Below are 19,843 nucleotides of genomic sequence, written 5' to 3'. Positions count from 1 at the left end.
CCGCCTTCGATCCCGCTGCTCCGGCGCCTTTCAACGTCTCGCGGGCCACCGTGTCCGATCGCGTTGACGCGCGATCTTTTTACGGCATCGAGAACGAAGTGAACCGACTCGACGCTTCCCGATCGAACGCCGTTGGCGTGCGAGGCTACGCCGGGCGCGATGCGGCTCCCGGTGCGCTGGCGGAGCGTATCGGCGGCTGGAATATCCTCATTGGTTGCTTGCCTACGGCCGCGGCGCTGGCGGCGTGTAGCATACTCGCGCATTGGGCGCGCGAACGGTAGCCGTTTCCGGCGTCGCGCGGGAATGGGTTGATTCATGGAGAAATCAGAATGACAGATTCATCAGGAACCCGAAGCTTGTTGACCCTGCTCGGCATCGAGAAGCCAATCATTCAGGCTCCCATGGCGGGCGTGAGCACGCCCGAACTCGCGGCGGCCGTGTCGAACGCGGGCGGGCTTGGATCGCTCGGCCTCGGCGCGATGAATGCCGATAGCGCCCGCAAGGCTATTCGTGCAACGCGCGCGCTGACCAGCAAGCCGTTCAATGTCAACGTGTTCTGCCATCAGCCCGCGCGTGCGGACAGCGCGGTGGAGCGCGCGTGGTCGGACTGGCTTGCGGACGCGTTCGCGCAATACGGTGCGACGCCTCCGGCCGAGCCCCAGGAAATCTACACGAGTTTCCTCGTGGACCGCGCGATGCAGACGATGCTCGTAGAAGAACGGCCCGCGGTGGTCAGCTTTCACTTCGGGTTGCCATCGGCCGAAGTGATCGCTGAACTCAAGCAAGCGGGCAGCAAGCTGCTCGCGAGCGTGACGAGTGTCGACGAAGCGAAGCAGGCTGAAGCGGCCGGTATCGATGCGCTCGTCGCACAGGGTATCGAAGCGGGAGGACATCGCGGCGCCTTCGATCCGGATACCGACGACCGGCTTGGCATCTTCGCGCTCACGCGTCTTCTGGTTCGCACGAGTCCTCTGCCCGTAATCGCGGCGGGCGGCATCATGGACGGCGCGGGCATCGTCGCGGTGCTGGCGCTCGGCGCCCAGGCCGCACAGCTCGGCACTGCGTTTGTCGCGTGCGCGGAAACGGCAATCGACGAGGGGTATCGCCGCGCGCTGCTTGGTGAATCCGCGCGCCGCACGACGTTCACGAAGGCCATCTCCGGACGGCTTGCTCGCAGCATGGTCAACCGCTTTACGCAACTCGGCAACGATCCACGCGCGCCGCAAACGCCCGCTTATCCGATCGCGTATGACACCGGCAAGGCGCTCCATGCGGCGGCGAAGGCGAAGGGCGAGTTCGGCTACGGCGCGCAGTGGGCCGGACAAGCCGCGGCGCTCGCGCGTGGCTTGCCGGCTGCGGAGCTGTTCGCGCAGCTCGAAAACGAGATGCGTGCGTGCCTGAAAGCCATGCGGGAAATCCGGATCTAGCGCGGCACATTGTCAGAATGCGGGCGTCCGCGCGTTCGAGACCGATGACGGTTTCGACGCGCGGATTTTGTCACGACGAGAGTATTACTTCGCTGGAACCTATGACTGCCGCGAAGGACGGTGCGCTTCGCGAGCGTTCTTGCGAGCTGGAAAATTGATGTGGTGTGAACTACCCGGCTTCATTAACCAGCTGCTCGCGGATCTTGAGCAGTTCGGCGCGCCGTTCCGCGGTGGTAGTGGGATAGCTCAGCTTCAGCTTTTCCAGCGTGTCGAGGATGATCTGCGAGACGATTAACCGGGCGTCGTCCTTGTTGTCAGCCGGGACGATGTACCAGGGCGCCTGTTCCGTGCTCGTCGCAGAGAGGCATTTCTCGTAGGCGTTGGCGTAACTCTCCCAGTATTCCCGTTCCGCCATGTCGGAAGCGCTGAATTTCCAGTTCTTGGACGGATCGTCGATGCGCTCGAGAAAACGCTTGCGCTGCTCTTCCTTCGACAAATGAAGGAAGAACTTCACGATACGCGTATCGTTGCGGAAGAGATGGGCTTCGAACCCGGCAATCGACTGGTAGCGTCCTTTCCACATCGACTTGCCTGACCCGGCTGCGGGCGACAGCCCCTCGCCGCCGAGTATCTCGGGATGGACGCGCACGATGAGCACCTCCTCGTAGTACGAGCGGTTGAAGATGCCAATGCGGCCGCGCTCGGGGAGGTCGCGCGAAGTGCGCCAGAGGAAATCGTGCTGAAGCTCCTGTGCGCTCGGATGCTTGAAGCTGTACACCTGACAACCCTGCGGATTGACGCCCGACATGACGTGCTTGATGCAACCGTCCTTGCCGCCGGCATCCATTGCCTGAAAGACGAACAGCGCGGCAAAGCGATTGTCCGCGTAGAGCTTGTCCTGCAGTTCACTCAGCTTTTTGACGTGCCCGGCCAGTGCGGCGTGATACTCGTCCTTCGTTTTGCACAGGGGCTTCACGCGTGTCGGCCATTTCTTGAGATCGACGGTTTGACCCTCGGGGGCGCGGAAATCATCGGAGTGTATTTTCATAGCGACCGCTCAAATGGAGAATCGTTGCCAGGAATGGAAACGTTTTGAGCGTAACATCGTTCGACCGTGGCGGCGAACGTCGATCGTTCGATCGGTCAACTCTCGAGCGGAATGAACACGTTGAATTGCCCCTCGTCAGGATGCCGCGAACGATGCCCCTTGCCGACGGTGTCCTCGACGAGCACGACCGTACCCGGTTCGCAGCGACAGGTGTCGCCGTCGCTCGTTTCGAACTTCATGCAAGTCCGAACCCGATAAGGCGTCGAACAGCAAGCGGAACCAATGAAAGCGACGGCGGCTGTCGTTGGTGTGTGGCGATCAGCTCCGTCCTGAACGCCTCAGTCGCTTGATCACGAGCACGCAAAGCGCGGGCACATGAACCACGCCGAGGCCGGTCACGAACACGGCCCACGGGGGTGCCGACGCTCCGGCCAGCATGGCCGACACCACGCCGAACACGATGCCGACCATCAGCAGCATCGCGTGCGCGACGAGCCGTTTCCGGCCTGCACCCGTGAAGCGAGGCATGCTCACGTGGACATAGGCGACGATCAGTAATGCCACAGTGGCGACCAACGCAGACATAGTGATTCCTGTTGCCTTCTACAATGCTTTGTTCATGATCCGGAGCAGGGTGCATTGTAACGATACTCGTGAACGTCGGGATACGCCCAGGTACGCCGCGTGCTTGCGATGCGTCGCACGCCTGTATGGCGCGGCAACAATCACGCAACCGTGGACGTCCCCGTGCGATGAACACCACCGAAATGTCCACCGTCATCGAGACTGATCTCCCTGCGCGCCTCGACCGTCTGCCGTGGGGGCGCTTTCACGTGCTGATCGTCGTGGCGCTCGGCGTCACCTGGTTGCTCGACGGGCTCGAAGTGACGCTCGCGGGCGCAGTTGCGAGCGCGCTGAAGACGAGCCCGATGCTGCATTTCGATAACACGCAGGTGGGCCTCGCCGGTAGTGCCTATATCGCGGGCGCGGTGTGCGGTGCGCTCGGGTTCGGCTGGCTCACGGACCGGCTGGGGCGGCGCAAACTGTTCTTCGTCACGCTCGCGGTCTATCTGCTTGCCACCGCGGCTACTGCGTTTTCGTGGAGTTTCGCGAGTTTCCTCGCGTTTCGCGCATTGACCGGCGCGGGCATCGGTGGTGAGTACGCGGCCATCAATTCGACGATCCAGGAATTCACGCCGGCGCGCGTGCGCGGTTGGACCGATCTGGGCATCAATGGCACTTTCTGGGTGGGTGCGGCCATCGGAGCAGCGGGCTCGCTCGTCCTGCTCGACCCGCACTGGCTACCGGAGGACTGGGGCTGGCGGGCTTGCTTCTTCATTGGGGCGGTGCTTGCGCTGATCATCCTGCCGATGCGTACGTGGATACCCGAAAGCCCCCGGTGGTTGCTGACGCACGGCGAGCATGACGAGGCTCGCTCCGTGGTCGAAGCGATCGAAGCGCGCTTTCGCGAGGCTGGCCATGTCCTCACAGCCAACACTACCAGGCCGCTGCGGCTGCGCGCGCGGGGTCATACGCCGATACGCACGGTTTTACACACGATCTTCGTGAGGCATCGCAGACGCGCGCTCGTCGGCCTCTCGCTGATGACGGCTCAAGCCTTCTTCTACAACGCGATTTTTTTCACCTACGCGCTCGTGCTCACCGACTTCTATCACGTGCCGGGCGGCGACGTGGGGCTCTATCTTCTGCCGTTCGCGCTCGGCAATTTTCTCGGTCCGCTCGTGCTCGGCCGACTGTTCGACACGCTTGGCAGACGAATCATGATTTCCTCGACTTACGCGTTGTCCGGTCTGCTGTTGACGGCAAGCGGCTACCTGTTCTCGCAGGGCTGGCTTACCGTGACGACGCAAACGGTCGCGTGGATGGTGATCTTCTTCTTCGCGTCGGCGGCGGCGAGTTCAGCTTATTTGACCGTCAGCGAGTCTTTCCCGCTCGAAATTCGCGCGCTCGCGATTGCAGTGTTCTACGCATTTGGTACGGGGCTAGGTGGAATTGCGGGCCCGGCCTTCTTCGGCCGGCTGGTCGATACGCATCAGCGCAGCGAAGTGTTCATCGGCTATCTCGTCGGCTCCGCGCTGATGCTCGCCGCAGCGTTGATCGCCGCAATCTGGGGTGTGGACGCGGAGCGCAAGCCGCTCGAGCATGTCGCCACGCCGCTTTCGGCGCTACCAGACGAGTGAGCGGTCGTGTTGGATGCTGTGCGCAATCAGGGTTTCCTGTGAGCGTAAGGACACCCGGTGCGCTCGCGTCAGGGGCTGAAAGTCAAAGGCAGCGTTTACCCGAGGCTCGACAATAAATGGAAAGCTTTTGTAAATGCCTTTTAAGTGGAGTGACGAGTTAAGACCCGAATTGAAGCTTCTTGCCTGCATACAAAATGCTGACCAATTTAATTCAGAGACTCACGCGTCAGACATTGAAGATTGACAATAGCGTTATCAATGCCGGTATATATCGGGCATATAGCTCGGAAAATCGGAGCGTGTCGTTGTTGCGTATCGAAGCAGGGGCGGGTGAGGGACATGCCGATGCACGTGCTTCATCATCCGCTTCGGCCCCGGAGGCGCGACGGAGACCGGATGAATGTCTTGCGTCTGAACGGTTGACGCTACCGTTGGTGCGTTCGCGGGCACCCATCCCCCGTTGACCATGGCCTGGGTAAGCAGCGCCCTGGTTTCCGGCGTGTTGCCCCTTCGTGCAATGACACCGCTAGTTGCTTCGATCACGCAATTCCATTGCGCGACGGCTGCGCAGGCGCGCGCGCGCGCAAGCAGAGCACCGGGCGCGTCGAACCGGGGCGCCAGTGTCTGGCTGCTCGCAGCTACGGGCGCGTTCGCCATCGGACCGGAAAGTGTCGAGTGATCCGGTTCGGCAGGCTTCGCGCGAGGATGGCGGTCGCTGTCGTACTTCGCGCCAATTGCGAGCATGAGCAGGTAAAAGGAGAGACTTAGCGCGAGACTGAGCCACGCTCCTGCAGTGACACGCTCGGGATTGTCAATGCTATCGGCGGCCCCGGTGTCTGACACTTCTACGTCGTACGCCCGCGTGTCATCTGGCGCTCGTTCGTGATGTTTCGGGATCGTCATGGCCCGCGTTTCCCTCCGTTGCTGGGTCTCTAGCCGCAATGACGCTCAAAGTCGCGTCACCACGCGTATAACGCAGTTGTGCACGTGCAATGCCCGGTATGTGTCCCAGTCACCCTACCACTTTATCCGGGCGTTCATGTTTCCAGTCTGCACGATCTCGAACTTCATTTCGCCACGATACGTGCCTTCTATACGATAGTCGGCATCCGGTACGGAGAACAGACAGTGAGGACCTGCAGCAACGAAATCCATCAGGACACGGCCGTGACGCCTCACCTTGACCGCGACGTCGGAGAGCAGCGCACCATCGGAGGCGGACACGAACGAGATGGCCATGTTGAAAGGATGGTCCGGATCGGGTGAGGTAACGTGCGAATCGATCCCGGGCTTACCGCACACGTAATAGAGCATCTGTTGCGGCGCGGGGCTTGCCGAGGGTGGACGCGGTGCCACCGGTGCGGCGGCTTGCATGTTCTGCGGTTCCGCTGGCCGTGAGTACTGCGCTTTTACGGACTGCGCGTCAGTGCACGCAATGAGCAGGATGCCGGATAGCGCAAGCAGGTCGCGTTTTTTGAAGACCACCATGATTGATCTCCCTGGCGGATGATCAAAAGGATAGGAATCGACGGAGCGAAATGCAACCCTGGTGGGTTTGACGGAGTCTCCGACGATGCTTTCACTTTATAGCAGGAAGCTGCTTGCGCCGACCCCGTCACCGTATAGTTGGGATGTTGAATGGCCTAAAACGAAATAAATTTTCTGCCAGCATCTGCCACGCAAGGACGCGCCGCCCGCAAGCGTTGCTTCAATCAGACAAAAGCCCGAAGTCCTGCGCCATCGGTGCGAATAAAGTCTCGTTACAGATTTTACTGAGTAGAGGTTAGCTTTCGCATTCCCGCCGCGAGTACCTTGTTTACTGGATTGAATTCCGGTTTTTCTCGACTGATTGTTGTAGCCATCGCGTCCAGTTTTTCAGCATTGATGTGTCCTTTGCGGCACGTCGATTGCGCCAGGGGACTCGCATTTTCGCGTTTAACTATCGGCAGGGAACTGGTGACATGAACGAGAACAAACGTGTGTACGCGGCACATTCGCAGCGGCAGCTCACGGCCTGCGCGCGCGCTGTCGTCCTGCTTTTGTATGCCTTTGCAGCGCTCGAAAGCAAAGACGGAGAGGCGAGGGAGTCGGGTGGGGAGATGCCGGTGGTGTACGTTGTCGCGCTGGCCGACGCACCCATGGACGCGACTCCGCAGAGTCGAGCGGTGATGTCCGATGAGTCCGGCTCTACGGTCTACGCGGTGGCCGCGGTGTCGCCTGCTCCCGAGGAGAGTGCAGGCGCCGCGCCAATGCCGGTGGCCGCTCCGGTTACGCGCGAATCTGAAGCGCCTGCAGGCGAAGTCGTTGCACAGGCTCCCAAGGAACAGATGAGTACGCAGCCGCTCGCCCCGGCGAGCGGGTCGAATGCCGCACCCGCTGCCGTCACGCCACCACCTGCTAGTCCATCGGATCAGGGACCCCAGCCGGGATCGCTGGGGCAGATCCCGCCAGCAGGTGCTGCCGCGCAGCAGAACCTCTCACCGAACGACGCGCTGCGCCAAAGCGTCCTCGGACTTGCGACCAGTGGCGGTGCGATTCGCGCACTTGAACAGGCAAAGGCGAGACCCGATGTGTTTTCGCCGGTCGACATCGCGCAGATCGAGGAACTCAGCATCCGGCAGGAGGTGCGGGGCGGTCGGGCCAAGGTTCGCTCGATGACGAGTTCCGATCGCTTCGATGCACTCGATGCGTCCATTCGCAAGGCGGATGAATTCGATGCACGACTGCCGAAGACGCCGGAATACGCGCAAGTGCGAGCATCGCTTGCCGGCGACCGCACTGTAGCCTACGCGGCGCGCGGGCGGATGGAGGATGCCGTGGCCGCGTTCGAGTCGATTCCACAGGGGGCGGAGGTTTCGGTCGAATCCCTCGCGGCAGTGGGCGAAGCCTATTCCTATCTTCAGCAACCGGCCAAGGGAGAGCAGGTCTATCGCCGCGCGATCGACCAGTCCGCCTCGGTTCCAACCGATGCAGCGACACTCGGATACCAGTACGGCACGCACACGCGTCTGATCGATTTGCGCGAAGGTCTGTTTTACGCGCTCACCGACCAGAACAAGTATGTGCAGGCGCAGCAGGTGCTCGACGACATCCAGCATTCGCTGCCACCGGCCAACGAGGTTCATCCGTGGGACCAGGCGAATGACGACTATCTGCGCTATTACCGCCTGCTTGCGCAGTTTCAGATTTACTCCGGCCAGACGAGTACAGGCATGGCCGGACTGCAGCGCCTTGAGCAACAGGTTCCGTTCAATTCGGAGGTGCGCAACGCGCAGGCCGACGCGACACTCGGCATGTCACAGACACGGCGCGCGCGCGACATGTACTCCGCAACGTTGACGGACCACCCGGACAACATCGAGACACTGGCGGGGCTGGGCCGGGCGTCGCTTGCGCTGGGCGACTATGCAAGCGCGCGCCGCATCAACGACGCCTTCGACGACACGTTTCCCGAGAACGGCTCCGTGCGCGGTTTCAAGCGGGACTTCGCCGCGTACCGCGCACCGGTGCTGTCGTTCGACGTCAGTGGCGAACATGGCAACTCGGTGTTGGCGGACAATCAGTTCAGCATCGACACGACGTTGTATTCGCCACCCATCTACGACTACTGGCGCGTATTTGCCCATACGTTCTACGGTTATGCGGACACGGATATTGGCAATATCAGCCGTACCCGTGTCGGCGCTGGCGGCGACTATCGCAACGGTCCGCTTACCGTGACCGGCGAGGTGACCCGCTCGATGGGCGGCAATGGACGAACCGGCGGCAACGGCGAAATCAGTTTTGCATTTAATGACTATGTGTCGGCCACTGCGGCGGTCGACAGTGACTCCAATGCGATTCCCTGGAAGGCTTACGTCGAGCATCTGTGGGGAAAAACCGCGCAGTTCACCTTGAATTTCACTGACACCGATCGGCGTTCGGCGTCCGTGTCGTACGGCGCCGCGCGCTACAGCGATTCGAACTTCAATCAGGAGATTGCATTGAGTGGGACACAGCGTGTATTCACCGCTCCGAACCAGCTGGTGAATCTCACGTTGAATCTGAACACGAGCAGCAACACGATCACCAACGCGGCCTACTTCGCGCCCTCGCGCGATTACACGGCGGAAGTGGTCGCAATGCACCAGTGGGCAGCGTGGCGCAGCGGCGAAAAGGCCCTGTTGCAGCGTATCTATCTGACCGTGGGCGCTTATAACCAGCGCGGCTTCGGCACGAGTGCGGAGTACGGTGGACGCATCGAACAAGCGTGGACGTTCAGTCACGACGTTGCGATCACCTACGGCATCGGTGTACTCAGCCACGACTACGACGGTTCGCGAGAAACGTCCGTCACTGCATACGCCGCGCTCGTGGTTCCGTTCTGACTTTGAAATGCGAAAGGAGGCCGGCGATGGATTCACGTCGACGATTTGTGTGCAGCTGTCTGGGTGCCATGGCGGGCTGCACGTTGTTTCCATCGCTCGCGCCGGCCAAGCTGATCGACATCCTTCCGCCGGCCGATCCTGCCGATGGCAAGACGTTTCGCGTGCTCTGCTTTCACGACGTGCGCGACAATCTGCGGGCTGAATTCAATACGAACAATGTGCTCGATCCGTATGCGGTCGATACCGGCACGCTGACATCGATCTTTTCGTGGCTGGAGTCGAATGCCTATCATCCTGTCACGTTCGAGGCGGTCGTGGCGTCGCGCCATGGCGGCAAGCCCTTGCCGCCGCGCTCGGTGCTGCTGACCTTCGATGACGGCTTCAAGAGCCATCATGACAAGGTGCTTCCGCTTCTCAAGCAGTTCAATTACCCGGCTGTCATGGGGATCGTGACATCGTGGATAGACACGCCCGCGGACTCGGGCATTCGACTTTCGGACACGATCGTCGTGCCGCGCAATACGTACATGTCGTGGGACGAGATTCGCGCGGTGGCCTCATCGGGTCTTGTCGAACTGGCGTGTCATACGCACGACCTGCATCACGGCGCCGTGGCCAATCCGCAAGGCAATGAATTGCCGGCGGCGACTTCGCATTTGTACCTGAAGGATCAGAAGCGCTATGAGACGGACGCCGAATTCGAGTCGCGCGTGCGAGGCGATCTGGCGCGGTGCATACGTCAGGTCAAGAACCAGACCGGCGTGACGATCCGCTCGATGGTGTGGCCGTATGGCGCGCAGAATCTGACCGTGAGAAGCGTGTCGTCGCACCTTGGCATGCCTACGCAGTTCACACTCGAGTCCGGGCCGAATACGAGCGACATTCCGCTCGACCGCCTGCGCCGGATTCTCGCGACGTATGACCTCGACGTCGGCGGTCTGGAGCGTTCGATGCGCGAGCCGGCGGAGAATCGCGGGCAGATCAATCCGGTGGAGCGGGTTGTGGTGGTTTCGCTGGACGATGTCTACGATCCCGCACCCGATGTGCAGGAAAAGAAACTCGGTGAATTGATTGAGCGGATTTATCGTTTGCAGCCGAGTTCGGTGTACCTGCAAGCCTTCTCTGATCCCGCGCATACAGGGGTGGCGCAGGCACTGTATTTTCCGAACCGGCATTTGCCCGTGCGTTCCGATCTGTTTTCTCGCGCGGCGTGGCAGTTGAATACGCGTTCCAACGTACAGGTCTACGCGTGGATGCCTATGCTCGCCTTTGCGGTGCCCGCGCAACTCAACGGACGCGTCGAGTTCGTGACCGCTGCAACGGGCGGTACAGTACCACCCGGGGTGTCGAACGTGCGGCGACTGAGTCCTTTCGACCCGGCTGCGCGCGCGTACGTGCGCGACTTATATGAAGACCTCGGCAAATACGCTGCTTTTAACGGACTACTCTTCGGCGAAGACGCGACGCTCAGCGATTTCGAGGACGCCGGGCAGCACGGCCGCCAGATGCTCGCGAGCTGGAATCTGCCGCACGATATCGATCAGATCCGGGCGAATCCGGAACTCGCGAAGCGTTGGGGCAGCCTGAAGACCCGCCATCTTCTGGAATTCTCGAAGGAATTGCAGCGCATCGTCCTCGACAGTCAGAACAGCGACGAGGTGCTGACCGTGCGCACGATCTTTCCCGATGTCGTGATCGACCCGGACGCCGGGCAGCGCTACGCGCAGGACTATCAGGCGTTCCTGAACAACTACGATTTCGTTGGCCTGCTCGCCATGCCGTCGCGACAGGGCGTCTCGTCCGTGGACAGCTGGCTCGACTCGCTCGGACAGCACATACGTGCCGTGCCGCAAGGCCCCCGCCGAACGGTCTTTCTCCTGGAAGCAATCGATTTCCGCACGGGTGAGAGCATACCGGCCGACCGCCTGACCCAGCAGATGGGTCATCTTCGGGAATCCGGAATGGTGAGTTTCGGCTACTACCCCGACAACTACGCTCGCGATTTGCCGAACGCGCTTGCAATGCGCGACGTCATGTCGATGCGCTCGAGGCTCGATCCGACCTCGATTAATGCGCTGCTCAAGAGCACCCCAGGGGGAATGAATCAATGATGCATATCGTGATCAACCGGCTTCAGGATTTCATCTTCTTCTACCCGTTTTTTATGTCCTATTTATGGATGATCGGCGGGACCGTTCATTTTCTCGCGCTGGAGCACGGGCGAACCCGCTCGCCACGCGCATTGAGAATGGCAGGGATGCCGAAGGTGGCGATCATCGTACCGTGCTACAACGAGGAGTCGAACGCGCGCCGCGTATTGCATCATCTGGCGGCGCTCCAATACGCCAATTACGAAATCATCGCGGTCAACGACGGTAGCCGCGACCGCACGGGCGACGTTCTGAACGAGCTGTCCGCCGAGATTCCTCATTTGACCGTGGTTCACCACTCGAAGAATGAGGGTAAGGCGATTGGCCTGACGACTGCCGCCGTGGTGACCGATGCGCCGTTCCTGATGTGCATCGATGGTGACTCGCTGCTTGGCGACGACGCTATCGAATGGATGCTGGAGCACTTCATTTCCGATCCGAACGTTGGCGCGGTGACCGGCAATCCGCGTATCCGCACACGCACTTCGCTGCTTGGTCGGATGCAGGTCGGCGAATTTTCGTCGATTGTCGGACTCATCAAGCGCACGCAGCAGGTTTATGGCCGGATCTTCACCGTGTCCGGTGTCATCACGATGTTCCGCAAGAGTGCGCTTGCCGATGTCGGCTACTGGAGTTCGGACATGCTGACCGAGGACATCGATATCAGCTGGAAGCTTCAGTGCAACGACTGGCGCGTAGCCTACGAGCCACACGCGCTCAGCTGGATCCTGATGCCCGAGACGCTGAAAGGTCTCTACAAACAGCGCCTGCGCTGGGCCAAAGGGGGCATTCAGGTGCTGTTCAAGTATTGGGGCACGCTCATGAGCGCGAGGCGGATCATGATGTGGCCGCTCTTCATCGAATATCTGCTCGGTATTGCGTGGGCATATTCGATGTCCTTTATCTTGCTGCTCGCGGCGATCGGCACCGTCTATTCATTGCCGGAGGACTGGAACGTCGCGCTCGTGCCGCACTGGCACGGGATGTTGCTGGTGGCGACCTGCGTCCTGCAGATCATCGTCGGCTGCCTGATCGACAGGCGTTACGACGAAAAGCTGCTTTTCTATATCCTGGATACCGTCTGGTATCCGCTGGCGTTCTGGTTGATCAACATGGTCACCACTGTCGTCGCGCTGCCCGCCATCGCTCTGCGTCGGCGCGGCAAACGTGCAGTCTGGACTAGCCCCGATAGAGGTATTCAACATGAACAACAGGCCCGTCATTGATCTCTCCCTGCGTTCCGCGCGTCAGATCATCGCCGAGAAAGGCAAGGCACGCGGGATACTGCTCATTCTATGGTTCCGGCTCATCCGGCCCGCTTGTGTCGGTTCGATGTGGGCGGGTATCACCATCTACGCGTACCGGTATCTGTTGCCGTTCGACGAGGGCGATCTGTCCATACGCGAGCTGGTTTCGTATCTCGCCGCCATTGGCGAGATCGCATCGGTCTTGACGGTGTGGATGATTCTCGCGCGCGTCGCTCACCCATTTGCGTCGAAGTCGCGTACGCAACGGCTGTTGCGGCGCAAGGCGGGTCTCACTGTCGAACCGGGGCCTTTCGCATCGGAAACGCTGCGTGACTGGAAGACGATATCGCACGTGTTCTTCGCTTCGCACGACGCCAACGGTCTTATCGCGGCGCTGAATGCGCTCATCCTTCATGCGCCGGCTGGACGCAGCGTGGCCGACGGCATGGCTGAAAAGAACGCCCATGACGAGGCGAAGCACGCACGCTATTCGATTGCCGAAGTGTCCGGCATGCCGCCGCGCGCGCCGAGAGATTTCCGGCCGGGTCACAGGCATTACTGAGTGCCTGGCTGGATCGCAATGGAGCCGCTATCCGGAACCGCGCACGGTTTGCGGCGCCTGGCTGGACGAGGGCGAACGAGTGCGCTTATGCCGGTCGTGCTCGTGGCGTTGCTGGGTGCGAGTCCGCCGCCCAGCCGTGGTGCCGCACAGAATGCCTTGAACGCATCGCGTGCGCCGGCCGGGGCGGTTGTTGCCGTGCCTGCACCGGGCCTCGGCGACGAACGGCGCTTCATGCACGGCATTGGCTATGCGACCGCCGACGGCGACAGGAACTGGGTCTTCTTCAGTAGTTCGGGCCTGCCGCCGCGCGGTGCGAACAAGGACGGAAGCTGGCCGCACGATGTGTACGTGGGTGAATGGTCGCCGGCATCCCCTCACGTTTCGCATCCGCACATCTTCATCAGCCGACCGGAGGCACAGGAGCCCGTTTCTGTCGCGCAGAGCACGTCGGGCAACATATTCGTCAGCTTCGAGGATGGCTGGAACACGCCGAACACGGTCAGTCAGCGTTACGGCGTCTATCGTGCCGATCTGAGGCCAATCAAGCCCTATCCGAACGATGTCGAATCCGGCGGCCACTCCGGACACGTGGCGGCCGTGGGGGACCGCTTTGTCGTGTTCTATTCCGAAGACTGGGTTGACGGTGGCGGCGTCGACAATCTCGGCACAGGCAAAGGGGTCTACACAAAAGTCTACGGCGACCGCGGACAGCTTCTTTCGCACGAGGACGTCGCCCCGCACGTGCGCGAGTGGTGGCCGATGATTGCCGGATCGCCCACGCGCGCGCTGCTCGTCTGGCAAAAGTACATTCCCGGCGAGACCATCGCCGAGCTCAAGTGTGCCGTGCTGGACCCGGTGTCCGGCAAGATCGTACGGCCTGAGTCCGGCGTGGATGATGCGAAGGTGGAGTACTACACGTACGCCGCGGCCTGGGTGCCTGCAGTCGGGCGTTTCGTGATCGAGGCCACGCTTGCAACGGGACGCACCAAGGTGTGGCTGGTCGACGAAGACGGGCGCGCGACTGCGCAGCTCGACTGTCTGCCGGCTTCCGTGCGCGAAGCGGGCATTGGCGTGAACGGCAACGTCGCCTACGTGCCCACGCGCGATGGACGGCTGATGGCGCTCGCGTTGACCGAAAACACGATCGAATTGCGCGGCACGCAACGTGCGCCATTTGCATGGGGCAACACGGGTGCAGTCGGTATGCCGCGTGGACCTGACTCCATTCACTTTGTTTCGCTTTCGCCGACGGGATTGCGCGAAGCGGACTTCAACGTGGGCAACGAGGTAGCGCCATCCGCGTCGGATCGCTGTGCCTCGGACGCCACGCAATAACAGTCGCAGTGAAGCGACGCATCTAATAGTGGAGGCGCATATGTGCGGAATCGTTGCTGGCGTGAGCCAGGGAAATGTCGTGCCCTTTTTGCTGGAGGGTTTGAAGCGACTCGAATACCGGGGATACGACTCATGTGGTGTGGCGGTGCTCCAGCGCGGTGAGGCGCGCCGGGTACGCACGCTCTCTCGCGTGTGTTCGCTCGAAGCGGACGCGCTAGCCGCCGATCTCGACGGCGTGACCGGCATTGCGCATACGCGGTGGGCAACGCATGGCACACCGGTGATCAACAATGCTCACCCGATTTTTTCGGGTGAGCAGATCGCGGTCGTGCACAACGGCATCATTGAAAACCATGAGCAATTGCGCGAGCAGCTGCGCCTGAAGGGTTACGAATTTCAGAGTCAGACCGATACGGAAGTGATTGCGCACCTGATCCGCGATCATTACCAGGGCGACATTCTGACTGCGGTTCGCGACGCGGCAGGACTGCTTCAGGGGGCCTATGCGATCGCGGTGATGTGCCGTGACGAGCCGAAGCGAATCGTCGGCGCACGGCAGGGATCACCACTCGTCGTGGGCATCGGAGACGACGGTGCATTTCTCGCATCGGATACCACTGCTATCGCCGACTGTGCCGAACGCTTCGTCTATCTCGAGGATAACGACGTCGTGGATATTCATGGCACGGATATCGCGATCCAGGATCGGGAGGGAAGGACGGTTTCGCGTCGCGAGGTCAAGTCGCGTGGCCACGCGCAGGATACCGGGCTGGGTGCCTATCGGCATTACATGCAGAAAGAAATCTTCGAACAGCCGGTAGCGGTAGCCCGCACGCTCGCGACGATGTCCGGGGACGAATCGTTGCAGGCCGCCATGCCGTCCCCCGAAGAACTGGCCGATGTGTCGAATCTGGTGATGCTCGGATGCGGTACGAGCTACTACGCGGCGCTGACCGCCTGCAGCTGGTTCGAGCATTTCGCGAATGTGACGGCACGCGCGGAAATAGCAAGCGAATTCCGGTATCGCGATTACGTTTCGCAAGGCAACACACTGGTCATCGCGGTCTCGCAGTCGGGTGAGACCGCCGACACGCTCGCTGCGTTACGCTACGTTCAGTCGATGGGCGAAGCGCGCACGCTGGCCATCTGCAACGTCGCTGCGAGCGCGATGGTCCGGCAAAGCCGCTGGGCCTTTATCACCGAGGCCGGAGTCGAAGTCGGCGTGGCGTCGACAAAGGCGTTCACGACGCAACTCGTCGCGCTGTTTGCGCTTGCGATTGCCATCGGCAGACAGCGTGGGTCGGTGAGTCAGAGCGAGGCCGCAACCTGGATGCGCCAGCTTGCGGCGCTTCCGGACGCGATGCGCAACGTGCTGGCACGCGAGCCCGAGATCATGGCGTGGGCGGAGGCGCTCCACCAGACCGAGCATGCGCTCTTTCTCGGGCGCGGCGCGCATTTTCCGATCGCGCTTGAAGGGGCGCTCAAGCTCAAGGAGATTTCCTATATTCACGCCGAGGGTTACCCGGCTGGAGAGCTCAAACACGGCCCGCTGGCGCTCGTGACCGAGTCCATGCCGGTGATCGTGACCGCGCCGAACGACGCGCTTTTGCAGAAGCTGAAATCGAATATGGAAGAGGTGCGTTCGCGTGGTGGACGGCTTTTCGTGCTTGCCGATTCGGACACGGGCTTGATGGCCGGACCCGGTATGCGGGTGATCCACATGCCGGCCTGGCGAGGGCCGCTATCACCTGTGCTTCACGCGGTGGCGTTGCAGTTGCTCGCCTATCACGTGGCCTGCCTGCGCGGCACCGACATCGACAAACCCCGCAATCTCGCCAAATCGGTCACGGTGGAGTAGGCACGCCAGGGTGGCCGGCGCACACTGCAACTTCGAATAGCTTTACTTAACGCCACATTGCGGCCCCGCAAACTCAGGCGGGGCTGCACTTAAGTGAAATTATTCAAACTACGGGTTCGGTGGGCGGTGATCGGCCACAGGAAGGAACAGTGAGCGTGGCCGACGCAAGGCCGGTTCACTCCCCACATTGCGCGAACCGGGTCAGGTGCAGCAGGAACCGGACTGCTGCATCGGAGGGCATTTGTTGGTGCCATACGAGCAGTACACGCAGCAATCTCGTGGTTTTGGTCGCAACACTGTCCTGCAATGTGTACATTCGTAAAACCAGACGCAGGCGTCGGTGGGCATTGTCTCTTCTTTCCTGTGCCCGCACACAGGACACGTGATGCTCGAAGCCAGCACGATTGCTGCCATCACAGCACCTCCATTACTTGAGACAGAAAAAGTAGCTTCTCCACGGGAATGACGGCGACCGCACCATCAGGGCTCCCTCGCGTGCAAATCAGTAATCGTGTTGATCAACGCGTAGACCGCTTCTGCCTCGGTGAATACTTCGAATTTTATGTGCCCGGTTCTCCGATCGTCGGCGAAGGGGTTCGGTTGAGGGAGTCCCGACTTCTGGCATCTCCAGTCATTTTCGGAGCAGTCGGAGCCCGTTGGCGACAACCAGCAAGCTCGCACCGACATCGGCGAACACGGCCATCCACATCGTGCCAAGGCCGGCAAGCGTCAAGGCAAGGAATACAGCTTTGATCGTCAGCGCCAGTGTGATGTTCTGCACAAGGATTGCGTGCGTCGCTCTCGACAGGCGGATGAAGGTCGCGATTTTGCGCAGGTCATCGTCCATCAATGCGACGTCGGCCGTTTCGATTGCCGTGTCTGTTCCCATCGCTCCCATCGCGAAGCCAATGTCGGCGCGCGCCAGTGCCGGCGCGTCGTTGATGCCATCGCCCACCATGCCGACCAGGACATCCTTCCCGGCCAGTTGTTCCACCGCGCGCAGTTTGTCTTCCGGCAACTGATTGCCTTCAACCCGGTCGATTCCAACCTGGTGTGCGATGGCCTGTGCCGTATGAGTGTTGTCCCCCGTCAGCATCGCAGTGCGCACGCCGAGCTTGTGGAGTTCGGCAACTGCCTCGCGGCTACTGTCCTTCACCGTATCGGCCACGGCAAAGAGCGCGAGCACCCGGTCTTCGTCTATCAGCATGACGACGGTTTTGCCTTCCCGTTCGAGCATATCCAGTCGCGCTTCCAGTTTCGGCGAGCAGCGTCCCAGTTCTTCGACGAGGCGGTGGTTTCCAATCGAATAGCGCTTTCCGTCGATGACGCCGCGCACACCCCGCCCGGGAATCGCCTCGAAGTGCTCGACAGCGTAATGCGACACGCCCTCGACGTCTGCAGCCCGCGCCACGGCCATCGATACCGGATGGTCGGAGCGGCCTGAAAGGCTCGCGGCAAGCGACCGTACATGGCCAATATCGGCGTCCGTGACGTGCATCTCGAACTCGGTCTGAACCGGCTTGCCGTGGGTGATGGTGCCGGTTTTATCCAGTGCCAGCCATCCGAGATTCCGCCCCTGTTCGAGGTACGAGCCGCCCTTGACGAGAATCCCGTGACGCGCAGCGGAGGTCAGTCCGCTCACGATGGAAACCGGCGTGGAGATGACGAGCGCACACGGGCAGGCGATAACCAGAAGCACCAGCGCTTTATAAATCCAGTCGAACCAGTTCCCTGAAAATACGAGCGGAGGCACCACTGCGACAGCGAGCGCTACCGTGAACACGATGGGTGTGTAGATGCGGGCGAACTGGTCGACGAACCGCTGGGTCGGTGCTTTAGAGCCCTGTGCCTCCTCGACTGCATGAATGATGCGTGCCAGCGTCGTGTTGGTCGCCGCCGCCGTGACCTCGTACTCGAACGAGCCGGATTCGTTGATGGTTCCGGCGAACACTGGGTCGCCCTCGGCCTTTTCGACAGGAAGGCTTTCGCCGGTGATGGGGGCCTGGTTCAGGGTCGAGCGACCGCTCACGATTGTGCCGTCAAGACCGATGCGCTCGCCGGGCCTCACACGCGCGAGCGCGCCGGGAGCCACGGAACGGGCGTCCACCTCGAGCCACGAGCCGTCAGCCTGCAGGACGGTCACCTTGTCTGGCGCAAGACTGATCAAACCTTGAATTGCGTTGCGGGCCCGGTCGAGTGATTTGGCTTCGATGAGTTCCGCTATCGTGAACAGCACCATGACCATAGCGGCTTCCGGCCACTGGCCAAGAAGCAGCGCGCCAGAAACGGCGATGCTCATCAGGGCGTTGATGTTCAAGTTGCCATTGCGGATGGCAATCCAGCCTTTCCGGTACGTAGTGAGCCCGGAACCCGCGATAGCGAGCAAGGCGAGCGCGGCCACAAGCCATGTTGGCTGTCCGAGCCAGTGAGTGATTTCGGATGCGGCCGCGATGGTACCGGACAGCGCAAGCGGCCACCAGGGCTTGTGCGCGACTTCTGGCCCTTTGTCGGTTCGTTCTTCTGCATCTGCGACTTCCGGCGTAAAACTGAGCGACCGGATGGCTTCCAGTATCTGGGCAAGAGTATCGGCGTTATGGGTCACCGTCAGGACGCGCTGAATCAGGTTGAATTCCATACCTGCTACGCCATTCATACCTGTCAGCTTCTTTCGAATTAAAGCTTCCTCCGTCGGGCAGTCCATCTGCAGGATACGAATTTGGGTTCGGACCATATCGCCGAGCACTTCTGGTTCCGGCAGGGATGCGAACGACACGGGTGCGGGCGCACAGCAGCTATCGCCGCCTTCGTGGCTGTGAGCGTGGTGGTGGCTGTACCTGGGGGCGTCGTGGTGGGTTCGCTTCGTTGCGCAGCAAGTCGGACCTGAGCACGTAGGGGCGTGGTTGTGGACGGCCTCCGCGCTGCGCGTCCTGGTGTTTTCCGAAACTTCTGCATGCGACATGGTGGTATCCGTCCTTGATTCGTGGTGTAGTAGACACCTTGGAGTCACTCCAAGGTCAAGACGGAAAGGAGAGGCAATGAGAATCGGCGAACTGGCGCGGCTTGCCAATTGCACCACCGACACAATCCGCTTCTACGAGAAGGAGGGATTGCTGCCCGAAGCGAACCGCACGGATGCGAATTACCGGAACTACAACGAGAGTCACATTGACCGGCTTCGGTTCATTCGTAACTGCCGGGCGTTGGACATGACACACGACGAAGTGCGCACGCTGCTAAGGGCGGCGGACGAACACGCTTCGAACTGCGGGGCGGTCAATGCGCTCGTGGATGAGCACATCGAGCATGTCAACGCGCGCATCGACGAATTGCTTCAGCTTCGGGATCAACTGGTCGTCTTGCGCCAGAGATGCACGGGCGAACAGCGCGTCGACGAGTGCGAAATCATGCACGGGCTCTCGTCGATGGAAACGCCTCCGGCGGGAGCGAAGTCATCACATCTCGGATAGCCAGCATGACTTGAAGCGTCTTCGCTGCGGACAGATGCCTTCGGTACTCTCGTGCTGAACGGGAATTCGTGTGGCAGCGCCGGCTCAATCCCGCGCTCCGATATGAGTCCGAGGCCGCTTGCGTTCGTCAGCGTCTGATCCCGAAGGAAGCGCCACGGCAATGCGTTGCCCTGGAAAAACG

The 19,843-nt window shown here is 61.1% G+C and carries 16 protein-coding genes; 9 read left to right on the top strand and 7 right to left on the bottom strand.

The genetic code is table 11. The features are described 5' to 3' along the window. Positions 1–329 precede the first annotated feature (329 nt). Positions 330–1,427, top strand: coding sequence for an NAD(P)H-dependent flavin oxidoreductase (locus D1Y85_RS22330; protein WP_124153253.1), 1,098 nt, complete (start codon positions 330–332; stop codon positions 1,425–1,427). 169 nt (positions 1,428–1,596) lie between these two features. On the opposite strand, the gene D1Y85_RS22325 is transcribed toward D1Y85_RS22330, so the two are convergent. From D1Y85_RS22325 to D1Y85_RS22320, 3 genes are all read right to left on the bottom strand, one after another. Continuing rightward, complete coding sequence (locus tag D1Y85_RS22325) at positions 1,597–2,475, bottom strand: ADP-polyphosphate phosphotransferase (protein WP_124153252.1); 879 nt, start codon at positions 2,473–2,475, stop codon at positions 1,597–1,599. Positions 2,476–2,570: 95 nt separating this feature from the next. Continuing rightward, positions 2,571–2,714, bottom strand: coding sequence for a cupin domain-containing protein (locus D1Y85_RS27180; protein WP_185219077.1), 144 nt, complete (start codon positions 2,712–2,714; stop codon positions 2,571–2,573). Positions 2,715–2,793: 79 nt separating this feature from the next. Then, positions 2,794–3,060 (bottom strand): hypothetical protein, encoded by a 267-nt coding sequence (locus tag D1Y85_RS22320; RefSeq protein WP_124153251.1) that lies wholly within the window; start codon positions 3,058–3,060, stop codon positions 2,794–2,796. Positions 3,061–3,227: 167 nt separating this feature from the next. Between D1Y85_RS22320 and D1Y85_RS22315 the strand changes: the two genes are divergently transcribed. After that, positions 3,228–4,676, top strand: coding sequence for an MFS transporter (locus D1Y85_RS22315; RefSeq protein ID WP_124153250.1), 1,449 nt, complete (start codon positions 3,228–3,230; stop codon positions 4,674–4,676). A gap of 255 nt (positions 4,677–4,931) precedes the next feature. On the opposite strand, the gene D1Y85_RS22310 is transcribed toward D1Y85_RS22315, so the two are convergent. Beyond that, positions 4,932–5,579, bottom strand: coding sequence for a hypothetical protein (locus D1Y85_RS22310; protein ID WP_124153249.1), 648 nt, complete (start codon positions 5,577–5,579; stop codon positions 4,932–4,934). 114 nt (positions 5,580–5,693) lie between these two features. Then, entirely contained in the window at positions 5,694–6,164 is a 471-nt protein-coding gene (locus D1Y85_RS22305; protein WP_246025016.1) for a hypothetical protein, read from the bottom strand. Positions 6,165–6,637: 473 nt separating this feature from the next. Here D1Y85_RS22305 and D1Y85_RS22300 point away from each other — a divergent pair, with 473 nt between their 5' ends. Genes D1Y85_RS22300 through glmS form a run of 6 tightly spaced genes read left to right on the top strand, consistent with a single transcriptional unit; the run spans position 6,638 to position 16,195 of the window. Then, a complete protein-coding gene (locus D1Y85_RS22300) occupies positions 6,638–9,043 on the top strand; it encodes a poly-beta-1,6 N-acetyl-D-glucosamine export porin PgaA (RefSeq protein ID WP_124153248.1) in 2,406 nt (801 codons plus the stop codon). A 26-nt stretch (positions 9,044–9,069) separates the two neighbouring features. Then, positions 9,070–11,154 carry a poly-beta-1,6-N-acetyl-D-glucosamine N-deacetylase PgaB gene (gene pgaB / locus D1Y85_RS22295; RefSeq protein ID WP_124153247.1) on the top strand — a complete coding sequence of 695 codons (2,085 nt, stop codon included), beginning with the start codon at positions 9,070–9,072 and terminating at the stop codon, positions 11,152–11,154. After that, positions 11,151–12,419 (top strand): poly-beta-1,6-N-acetyl-D-glucosamine synthase, encoded by a 1,269-nt coding sequence (gene pgaC, locus D1Y85_RS22290; RefSeq protein ID WP_124153246.1) that lies wholly within the window; start codon positions 11,151–11,153, stop codon positions 12,417–12,419. The genes pgaB and pgaC overlap by 4 nt, the downstream gene beginning before the upstream one ends. Then, positions 12,397–13,002 (top strand): Biofilm PGA synthesis auxiliary protein PgaD, encoded by a 606-nt coding sequence (locus D1Y85_RS22285; protein ID WP_124153245.1) that lies wholly within the window; start codon positions 12,397–12,399, stop codon positions 13,000–13,002. The genes pgaC and D1Y85_RS22285 overlap by 23 nt, the downstream gene beginning before the upstream one ends. Before the next feature lie 18 nt (positions 13,003–13,020). Next, positions 13,021–14,337: a hypothetical protein gene (locus D1Y85_RS22280; protein ID WP_425466967.1), complete on the top strand. Its 1,317-nt coding sequence runs from the start codon at positions 13,021–13,023 to the stop codon at positions 14,335–14,337. A gap of 40 nt (positions 14,338–14,377) precedes the next feature. Further along, on the top strand, positions 14,378–16,195 hold the full coding sequence (gene glmS / locus D1Y85_RS22275) for a glutamine--fructose-6-phosphate transaminase (isomerizing) (protein WP_124153243.1): 1,818 nt from the start codon (positions 14,378–14,380) through the stop codon (positions 16,193–16,195). Positions 16,196–16,396: 201 nt separating this feature from the next. On the opposite strand, the gene D1Y85_RS27730 is transcribed toward glmS, so the two are convergent. Both D1Y85_RS27730 and D1Y85_RS22265 read right to left on the bottom strand, forming a co-directional pair. After that, complete coding sequence (locus tag D1Y85_RS27730; protein ID WP_124153242.1) at positions 16,397–16,609, bottom strand: GDCCVxC domain-containing (seleno)protein; 213 nt, start codon at positions 16,607–16,609, stop codon at positions 16,397–16,399. A gap of 217 nt (positions 16,610–16,826) precedes the next feature. Next, positions 16,827–19,154 (bottom strand): heavy metal translocating P-type ATPase, encoded by a 2,328-nt coding sequence (locus D1Y85_RS22265; protein WP_124153241.1) that lies wholly within the window; start codon positions 19,152–19,154, stop codon positions 16,827–16,829. Positions 19,155–19,230: 76 nt separating this feature from the next. Between D1Y85_RS22265 and cadR the strand changes: the two genes are divergently transcribed. Next, positions 19,231–19,662, top strand: a complete 432-nt coding sequence (cadR, locus tag D1Y85_RS22260) for a Cd(II)/Pb(II)-responsive transcriptional regulator (protein WP_124153240.1) — start codon at positions 19,231–19,233, stop codon at positions 19,660–19,662. Positions 19,663–19,843: the final 181 nt, after the last annotated feature.

The organism is Paraburkholderia dinghuensis (genome assembly GCF_003837865.1).
GTDB classification, from domain to species: Bacteria; Pseudomonadota; Gammaproteobacteria; order Burkholderiales; family Burkholderiaceae; genus Paraburkholderia; species Paraburkholderia dinghuensis.
Note: the sequence above shows the minus strand (reverse complement) of the source record. Positions and strands in the feature narration are given on the sequence as shown.

Excerpts from the sequence above, each read along its gene's own strand:
- pgaB (WP_124153247.1), top strand. The coding sequence starts at position 9,070 with ATGGATTCACGTCGACGATTTGTGTGCAGCTGTCTGGGTGCCATGGCG.
- D1Y85_RS22320 (WP_124153251.1), bottom strand. The coding sequence starts at position 3,060 with ATGTCTGCGTTGGTCGCCACTGTGGCATTACTGATCGTCGCCTATGTC.
- D1Y85_RS22265 (WP_124153241.1), bottom strand. The coding sequence starts at position 19,154 with ATGTCGCATGCAGAAGTTTCGGAAAACACCAGGACGCGCAGCGCGGAG.
- D1Y85_RS27730 (WP_124153242.1), bottom strand. The coding sequence starts at position 16,609 with ATGGCAGCAATCGTGCTGGCTTCGAGCATCACGTGTCCTGTGTGCGGG.
- pgaC (WP_124153246.1), top strand. The coding sequence starts at position 11,151 with ATGATGCATATCGTGATCAACCGGCTTCAGGATTTCATCTTCTTCTAC.
- D1Y85_RS22310 (WP_124153249.1), bottom strand. The coding sequence starts at position 5,579 with ATGACGATCCCGAAACATCACGAACGAGCGCCAGATGACACGCGGGCG.
- D1Y85_RS22280 (WP_425466967.1), top strand. The coding sequence starts at position 13,021 with ATGGAGCCGCTATCCGGAACCGCGCACGGTTTGCGGCGCCTGGCTGGA.
- D1Y85_RS22325 (WP_124153252.1), bottom strand. The coding sequence starts at position 2,475 with ATGAAAATACACTCCGATGATTTCCGCGCCCCCGAGGGTCAAACCGTC.
- D1Y85_RS22315 (WP_124153250.1), top strand. The coding sequence starts at position 3,228 with ATGAACACCACCGAAATGTCCACCGTCATCGAGACTGATCTCCCTGCG.
- cadR (WP_124153240.1), top strand. The coding sequence starts at position 19,231 with ATGAGAATCGGCGAACTGGCGCGGCTTGCCAATTGCACCACCGACACA.
- D1Y85_RS22330 (WP_124153253.1), top strand. The coding sequence starts at position 330 with ATGACAGATTCATCAGGAACCCGAAGCTTGTTGACCCTGCTCGGCATC.
- D1Y85_RS22305 (WP_246025016.1), bottom strand. The coding sequence starts at position 6,164 with ATGGTGGTCTTCAAAAAACGCGACCTGCTTGCGCTATCCGGCATCCTG.
- D1Y85_RS22300 (WP_124153248.1), top strand. The coding sequence starts at position 6,638 with ATGAACGAGAACAAACGTGTGTACGCGGCACATTCGCAGCGGCAGCTC.
- D1Y85_RS27180 (WP_185219077.1), bottom strand. The coding sequence starts at position 2,714 with ATGAAGTTCGAAACGAGCGACGGCGACACCTGTCGCTGCGAACCGGGT.
- D1Y85_RS22285 (WP_124153245.1), top strand. The coding sequence starts at position 12,397 with ATGAACAACAGGCCCGTCATTGATCTCTCCCTGCGTTCCGCGCGTCAG.
- glmS (WP_124153243.1), top strand. The coding sequence starts at position 14,378 with ATGTGCGGAATCGTTGCTGGCGTGAGCCAGGGAAATGTCGTGCCCTTT.